Raw genomic sequence first — 6,797 nt, 5'->3', positions numbered from 1 at the left:
GCCATCCTGCGGCGCTTCCTGTACGCCGCCGCAGCGACCGGCAGGCGAACTGAGGCTTCGCTCAGGCTGGCAGATGAAGATCAGCGCTAATCAACATTTTTTTTGTCTACCTGGAATAGCCCTGCGATCCCGGCCGCGCATCGTAGCGCAGCCCCCACCATGGCAAGAAGACGGTATTGCCGCCGCGGGCGCGGAACCAGGCTTTGTCGTGGTCGATGGGCCGCACCACGGCGGGCGGCGCCACTACCAGCGCCGTCACTTGCTGCGCTTCGCTGGTGCCCGCCACCAGCACGGGACCGCCCACGTGGTTGGCATAGGCGATCGCCAGCGCCACATTGGTCAGCGCCGTACCGGCGCCCGTTTCGCCCAGCAAGGCCGGCATATTGAAGGTCTGCTTGTTGAAATCGAAATCGGGTAATTGTTCCGTCAGGCTTTGCGCCAGCGGGCCGATACGGTCGGACGAAGCGGGGTGGGTATTGCCCGCATCGTGGATGATATAGGCGATATCGCCATCGCTGCGCTGTGCATTTCTGGCCGCATCGTCGATGGCGGCGTTCCATGCCTGCACGATGCGCGACCTGGACCCTTTCTCGGCTTTGAAATCAGCGACAGTCCGAGATGCAGGAAAGCCCAGCCACGCCAGCGGCGCGCGTTCGGTCTTGTAGTCTGGGCCAGCCAGCACCAGCAAGACCATGTTTTCATTGATCTGCTCATCCTTGGGCGGATAACTGGGGGCATCCCAGTTCATTACCCAGACGGTTTTATCGGGATGGGCCTGCAGGTAGGTGAGGCCCGCCGCCAGCGAGCTAAAGCCTGCATTGGCGCCGCCCATGGTGACGCGGACGTCGGGCGGGGTGGCGGTGGTCCAGGAATTGGGGAAGCTGGGATTGCCGATGCTGAAGGCCCGTCGGATGGTGTCCTGCACATAGTTCCCGGCGTCTGCCAGATCGGGACGTCCGGCAGGCAAGGCGTATTCAACATGGATGCCGGCCAGTTCGCGCCGCGTGGATTTGTCCGTCAAGGAATGGGCATTGTAAAAATAGTCTTCGCTTGAAAAGTAGATGTCACGGAAGCGATAAATTAATTCGACAGCATATTTCTCGTGATATCCCTCGAATGTTTCTTCCCCATCATTACCAGAAGCAATCATACCTATCGACTGGACTTTGTCAAAACGTACCGGATTTTCCCTGACCTTGCTATCGTCCTTGTTCGGCTTCGCCAGACCCAGCGTCCATAATAATTGCCATTCTGTCGAATAGTCTCGTCGCTGCAAAGGGTTAAGCCATTGCACACCCACCACCTGTGCCATATACGGCTTTGAAGGAACTTCAGGTGCAGCCGTGAGCACTGGTGCGGTAGTGAGAGGCTTGCTGGCACAGGCTGACAGGAATAGAAATAGGGTAAGCGCCGATAAGCCTGGCATCAGCAAGAGTCGTTTCATCAGTAATTCTCCTTCGATAGGGGCATCGAGTAACATGGCCTGCGATACAGACCAGAGTGCAAGACCAAAAACAAGGCTGAATACAAGCACGCTCCAACCTAAGCGGCGTTGCGAAGTGGAAATCAGCGCGCGCATCAGTTTGTATCCTGTGGGCGCTGATACATACGCTCATCCTCAATTTCGGTAGGCATCGCACCGGTGCTACCTGCGCTGTGGGCCCAGTCGAACACGGATAGTTCTTTGAAATTTCCAGAAAGGAAATACTCATAAAATACTTTATTGAATTCAAATTTCCCAGGACGTTGCAATAACCGCCAATCAGCAATCACTCGTAAATTCCGCATCGCCTTCTCGCTGATATGGCTCACCCCCACCGCCACGTCATACGCCAGCACTCGTTCCGCATGCATGGGATTGGTCAAAATAGTGGAATGGTCGGTGGCGTGGGTGTCGCAGGTGGCGATCAGTTGCCGCCGGATTTCCTGCCCCCGCCATTGCAGGAATTCCGGCGTGGCCGTCGACAGGTCGTCTTCCATGCCCACCTTGGCGCCCTTGGGGTAGAGGTTTTCACGCCGGGCTTTCATGCGCAGACGCGCATGGTCTTCATAGCGCAGGCCCGCTTCGGTATGGCGGTCGCCTTCCGGCGTGCCGCCGATGCTGTCATCAGCATAGGGTTCGCCTGGCTCGCGCAGCTTGCCGGCCTGGCGATGCGTGCCGGGCGGGTCTTTCTCCTGGTCGAACTGGTCGCTGGCGAGGCCAAAGCGCACGGCTTGCGGCGCAAACGTTGTCGGCAGCGCGGGGGCGTTGATGGGGATCTTCCAGTCGTCGGGTGGCACGGCGTTGATCGGGATCTTCAGCCACTTGATCAGGGCCGAGGTGGCGGCGGCCGTGCGCACGGTCGCGCCCCGGCCAAGGTCGCTGCTGCTGGCATTGAGTCCCTTGCTGACGTCGTATCTGGAGATCGACGAATGGGGATGCCAGAAGTCCGGGCTGCCCTTTTTTGGCTTGCGGTAGTGGTTGGCCCAGTAATCATAGTCGCCCTGCTGGCCGACCGGGTAGCCCTGTGCGAAGACGCGCTGGCTGAACACGCCATCGCCGCGCGTCGCCTTGATGTCGTCGGCGCTCATGCCCAGCCAGCCTATGCCCTGGATGGGCGTGGCGGAAATTACCTGGTCATGCGGATTGCAATACAGGGTCACGCGGCCGCGCGTGGTGCTGGCGGCGCTGCAGCCATAGCGCGCCTTGTCCTTGTCCAGGGTGAAATCATGGCATGCGTTGGCCGCCATCTGCGCCAGTACCGGCGACAGCGGCGGCTCCTTGGCCTGCCCGCGCATGATGTCGAAAAAAGCCGCCAGCGTCTTGCGGCGCGCCTTGCCGCTTTGCCGGCCCACATTGCCATCGACATCCCTGACTTGCCCTTGCAGCCAGCCTTCGGTGTCATTTCTTTTCAGCAAGCTGTACGGCGGGTTGCACAGCACATAGGTATCGGCCACGCAGCGGCCACTTTTCCCGGCAATATCCTGGACATCGGCCATCTTGTTGCCGAGAAAAGCCGCCGCCATGCCCACCATATTGCCCTGGCTATGGCAGACCACGGTGATCGGCACATCGGCCTGCTCCTTGCGGATGGCCGCCACCAGATGCGCCAGGCGCAAGGCGGCCATCACGAAATAGGGGCGCGGTGGACAGGCATACACGATGCGGTCATTGACGGGATTGAGATGCTCGATGTGTACCCATAGGAACAGCGCATCGGTCAATCCTTCACCCCACAGATCGGGCAGCGAAGAACAGCCATTGGCAAACGGGCCGCCGCCCCAGTAATTGAATTCGTTCAGGTAGACGGAGTCGCCGTAGCGCTGCAGTTCCGTATCGCTGGCCTTGTAGCCCCAGCGAAACCGGATCACAGGCGAAAAATGTGCATCGGGCTTGATAAAAGTGCTGGCCGTGTAATCCGGGTCGACATAGCCGTCATCGCTCAGTTCATCCCGGTAGGCGAGCGGCGTGAGTTGCCCGGCTTGCGGCGAGGCGTGGCACAGGTGCTCGTCGCAGCGCTTCAAACGCGTGTTCAAGCCGGCGCACAAACCTGCTTCGGCCGCCTGGTACCACTCGCCATCGGAATTGACGCCGTGTACGAAGATGATGATCCCCGGCGACGGCATCTGCTGCAAACAGTCTTGCAGGCTGTGGCTGAAGCAGGTGGTGCCGGCGGCCTGGCCCACCACCAGCTCGACTTGCGGATTGAATGGCTGGTCGGGATTGCTGCCTGGCGTGTCGCTCATGGCGGGCTTTCATCGTAACCGGACTGGTCACTGTAAGCCCTTGCCGATGAGCAGGTTTTACGCAGTGTCAATCAAACCAAGCAAGCGGCCCTTACTTATGCGCTTTGAGCAAGGGCGCCAGCTGCGGCCAGATATTGTTGAGGATGGTGGGGTGGGCGATGGCAGTGGGGTGCATGCGGTCGGCCTGGAAGAATTGCGGCTGGTCGGGCACGCCGGCGAACATGAAGGGCACCAGCGGCGCTTTCCACTCCTTGCCCAGCCTGGCATACACGGCAGAGAATTTGTCGGCATAGTCGCGGCCATAGTTGGTCGGCATGCGCATGCCGACCAGCACCACCTGCGCGCCGCTCTGTTTGACTGCCTCGCCCATGGCGCGCAAATTCGCTTCGGCGGCCGCCACGGGCAAGCCGCGCAAACCATCGTTGGCGCCCAGTTCGATCAGCACCACGTCAGGGTGGTGTTTGGCCAGCAGGGCAGGCAGGCGGGCACGGCCGCCGCTGGTGGTTTCGCCGCTGATGCTGGCGTTGACGACCTGCGTGTTATTGTTTTGTGTTTTCAAACGCTGTTCCAGCAGGGCCACCCAGCCCGTGCCGCGTGCCAGACCGTATTCCGCAGAGAGGCTATCGCCGAGCACCAGCAGCGTTTTTGGTGCAGAATAGGCGTTCGCCATGCCTGCTGCCATCAGCAGGGCTGCCGCAGGAAGCAAGGACAGGGTGCGTCGCCGCATGCGGCTGACCTTTTCACCACTGTGTTCACGAATTTTTTTAAGATAGATCAGCATGCCCGAATTCCCTAAAGCGACTTCCACCAATTTTCTTCCCGACGCGGCTGCGGCCCATAAGCCGGCAGCCACGACGGGCCAAAGCGGCCAGTCCGCGATTGAAGTGCGTAATCTGGCCAAGCGCGTACCCGATGCCGATGGTGAGCTGACCATCCTGCATCACGTTGATTTTACCGTGCAAACGGCCGAGACGCTGGCCATCGTCGGCGCATCCGGTTCCGGCAAATCCACCTTGCTCGGTTTGCTGGCCGGCCTGGACACGCCCACCGAAGGCAAGGTGATCCTCGACGGCACCGATATCTTCGCGCTCGATGAAGATGGCCGGGCCGGCTTTCGCAAGGAAAAGCTGGGTTTCGTGTTCCAGTCCTTCCAGTTGCTGACCCATCTGACGGCGCTGGAAAACGTCATGCTGCCGCTGGAATTGCGCGGCGACCCCGATGCGAAAGAAAAGGCGCAAGCCATGCTGGGCCGGGTCAAGCTGGACAATCGTCTCAAGCATTATCCCAAATACCTGTCCGGCGGCGAGCAGCAGCGCGTGGCCCTGGCGCGCGCCTTTGTCACCGAACCGCCGCTGCTGTTTGCCGATGAACCTACCGGCAGCCTGGATGCGGCCACCGGCGAAGCCGTGATCCAGCTGATGTTCGAGCTGAACCGCGAACGGGGGTCAACCCTGGTGCTGGTGACCCACGATACTTCGATAGCAGCCCGCTGCGGCCGCACGATCACGATTGCGGCCGGCCGTCTGGTCTAGGCCGCCAAGCCATTCATCAGCTTGCGTATCGCCGGTATCAACTCACCGGCCGTCAAGCCGATCGGCCCGCTGCCAGCGGCTACCAGCGCGTCGGCAGCGGCGCCGTGCAGCCAGACGGCGGCGATGGCCGCTTCCCATTCAGGCCAGCCCTGGGCCAGCAGACTGCCGCACAAGCCTGACAAGACATCGCCCGTGCCGGCCGTGGCCAGGGCAGGGCCGCCAGTGGTATTGATCACCACCTTGCCATCCTGGCTGGCCACCACCGTGCCCGCGCCTTTTAACACGACGATCACGCCCAGCTGCGCCGCCAGCTGGCGCGCTGCGGCCAGGCGGTCGGCCTGCACCTGCGCCACCGTCATGTCGAGCAAGCGGGCCGCTTCCAGCGGATGCGGCGTCAATATCGTGGCGCCGGCCCGGGTGGCCAGCGCCGATTGCAGTTCCGGTTCGGCCGTCATCAGGTTCAGTGCATCAGCGTCCAGCAGCAAGGGGCTGTCGCTGTCGATGGCCCGCTGCAGCAATTCCACCGCGTCGAGGCTATCGCCCAGGCCGGGGCCGGCCACCAGCGCCGTGTAATGAAAACCCGAGAAATCCAGGTCGGCTGCCGGCCGGCACATCAGTTCCGGCTGGCCGCTATCGTAGGCGGGCGGCGTGCCGGCGAACGCCACATAAACGCGGCCTGCGCCCGCATGCAGGGCCGTGCGTGCGGCCAGGATGGGCGCGCCCGCCATGCCCGGCGCGCCGCCGATCACGGCCAGGCTGCCAAAGCTGCCCTTGTGCGTATTCTGGCGGCGCGGCTGCAACTGCTTGCTGAACAGGTGCAGCGCGCTCAACTGCGCTTTCGCTGGCGGCAGCAGCGCCGGGTCGATCGCCAGTGCCGCTATTTCCACGCTGCCGGCATAGTCCGTGCCATCGGCCGTGTGCAAACCGGGTTTGTCGCCGATGAAGGTGATGGTGTGGCTGGCGCGTATCGCTACGCCGTCGATGGCGCCCGTGTCTGCATGCAAGCCGCTGGGCACGTCGAGCGCCAGTATCGGGCAATCGAGCTGGTTGACCAGTTGCGCCACGTCGCGGCAGGCATCGTTCAAGGGACGGAAAGCACCGATGCCGAACAAGCCATCGATGACCAGGTTCCACGGCGCCGCACCGACGGCCACCGAGGCCATGCCGGTGTCGGCGCTGATAAAGCGCGCCGCGCTGTTGCGGGCGCGGGCCAGCGCCTGTTCGCGTTCAGGCGAAGTGGCTTGCGCTTCGGGCGCCGTCCATACCAGTACTTCGATGCCGCTGCCGGCCAGGTGGGCCGCCACTTCGAAGGCGTCGCCGCCATTGTTGCCGGGGCCGGCCAGCACCAGCACGCGTCTGTGGCCGGCGGCGTCATTTTGCGCGCCATGCAGCAGCTTTAATGCGGCAGTGGCGGCCGCCTGGCCGGCGCGCTGCATCAACGCGCCTTCGGGCAGGTTTTGTGCAGCAGCTGCTTCGATGGCGCGGATCTCGGCGATGGAGTACAAGGGGGATTGCGAGGGCGTGTCGGTATGCGGCATG

Annotated in this window: 5 protein-coding genes; 1 reads left to right on the top strand and 4 read right to left on the bottom strand. The window is 62.3% G+C overall.

Features of this window, described 5'->3' with window-relative positions; translation table 11 throughout:
- Nucleotides 1-106: 106 nt before the first annotated feature.
- The 3 genes from HDE72_RS27955 to HDE72_RS05205 form a co-directional block, all read right to left on the bottom strand.
- Nucleotides 107-1,021, bottom strand: coding sequence for a hypothetical protein (locus HDE72_RS27955; protein WP_311735184.1), 915 nt, complete (start codon nucleotides 1,019-1,021; stop codon nucleotides 107-109).
- Between the two features lie 557 nt (nucleotides 1,022-1,578).
- Entirely contained in the window at nucleotides 1,579-3,726 is a 2,148-nt protein-coding gene (locus HDE72_RS05210) for a T6SS effector phospholipase Tle3 domain-containing protein (protein ID WP_183737646.1), read from the bottom strand.
- Between the two features lie 91 nt (nucleotides 3,727-3,817).
- Nucleotides 3,818-4,507, bottom strand: coding sequence for an arylesterase (locus tag HDE72_RS05205; RefSeq protein WP_183737645.1), 690 nt, complete (start codon nucleotides 4,505-4,507; stop codon nucleotides 3,818-3,820).
- Here HDE72_RS05205 and HDE72_RS05200 point away from each other — a divergent pair.
- A complete protein-coding gene (locus HDE72_RS05200) occupies nucleotides 4,506-5,258 on the top strand; it encodes an ABC transporter ATP-binding protein (RefSeq protein ID WP_260176502.1) in 753 nt (250 codons plus the stop codon). The genes HDE72_RS05205 and HDE72_RS05200 overlap by 2 nt on opposite strands.
- Here the strand turns inward: HDE72_RS05200 and HDE72_RS05195 are convergent.
- The gene (locus tag HDE72_RS05195) at nucleotides 5,255-6,796 is read right to left on the bottom strand and encodes an NAD(P)H-hydrate dehydratase (RefSeq protein ID WP_183737644.1); all 1,542 of its coding nucleotides are present in this window, start codon (nucleotides 6,794-6,796) and stop codon (nucleotides 5,255-5,257) included. The genes HDE72_RS05200 and HDE72_RS05195 overlap by 4 nt on opposite strands.
- Nucleotide 6,797: the final 1 nt, after the last annotated feature.

The sequence above is a fragment of the Janthinobacterium saanense genome (assembly GCF_014200675.1).
Classification (GTDB): Bacteria; Pseudomonadota; Gammaproteobacteria; order Burkholderiales; family Burkholderiaceae_D; genus Janthinobacterium.
This window is presented reverse-complemented; position numbering and strand designations above follow the sequence as displayed.

What these genes read in the sequence shown, in the direction of transcription:
- HDE72_RS05210 (WP_183737646.1), bottom strand. Translation starts at nt 3,726, where the DNA reads ATGAGCGACACGCCAGGCAGCAATCCCGACCAGCCATTCAATCCGCAA.
- HDE72_RS05200 (WP_260176502.1), top strand. Translation starts at nt 4,506, where the DNA reads ATGCCCGAATTCCCTAAAGCGACTTCCACCAATTTTCTTCCCGACGCG.
- HDE72_RS05205 (WP_183737645.1), bottom strand. Translation starts at nt 4,507, where the DNA reads ATGCTGATCTATCTTAAAAAAATTCGTGAACACAGTGGTGAAAAGGTC.
- HDE72_RS05195 (WP_183737644.1), bottom strand. Translation starts at nt 6,796, where the DNA reads ATGCCGCATACCGACACGCCCTCGCAATCCCCCTTGTACTCCATCGCC.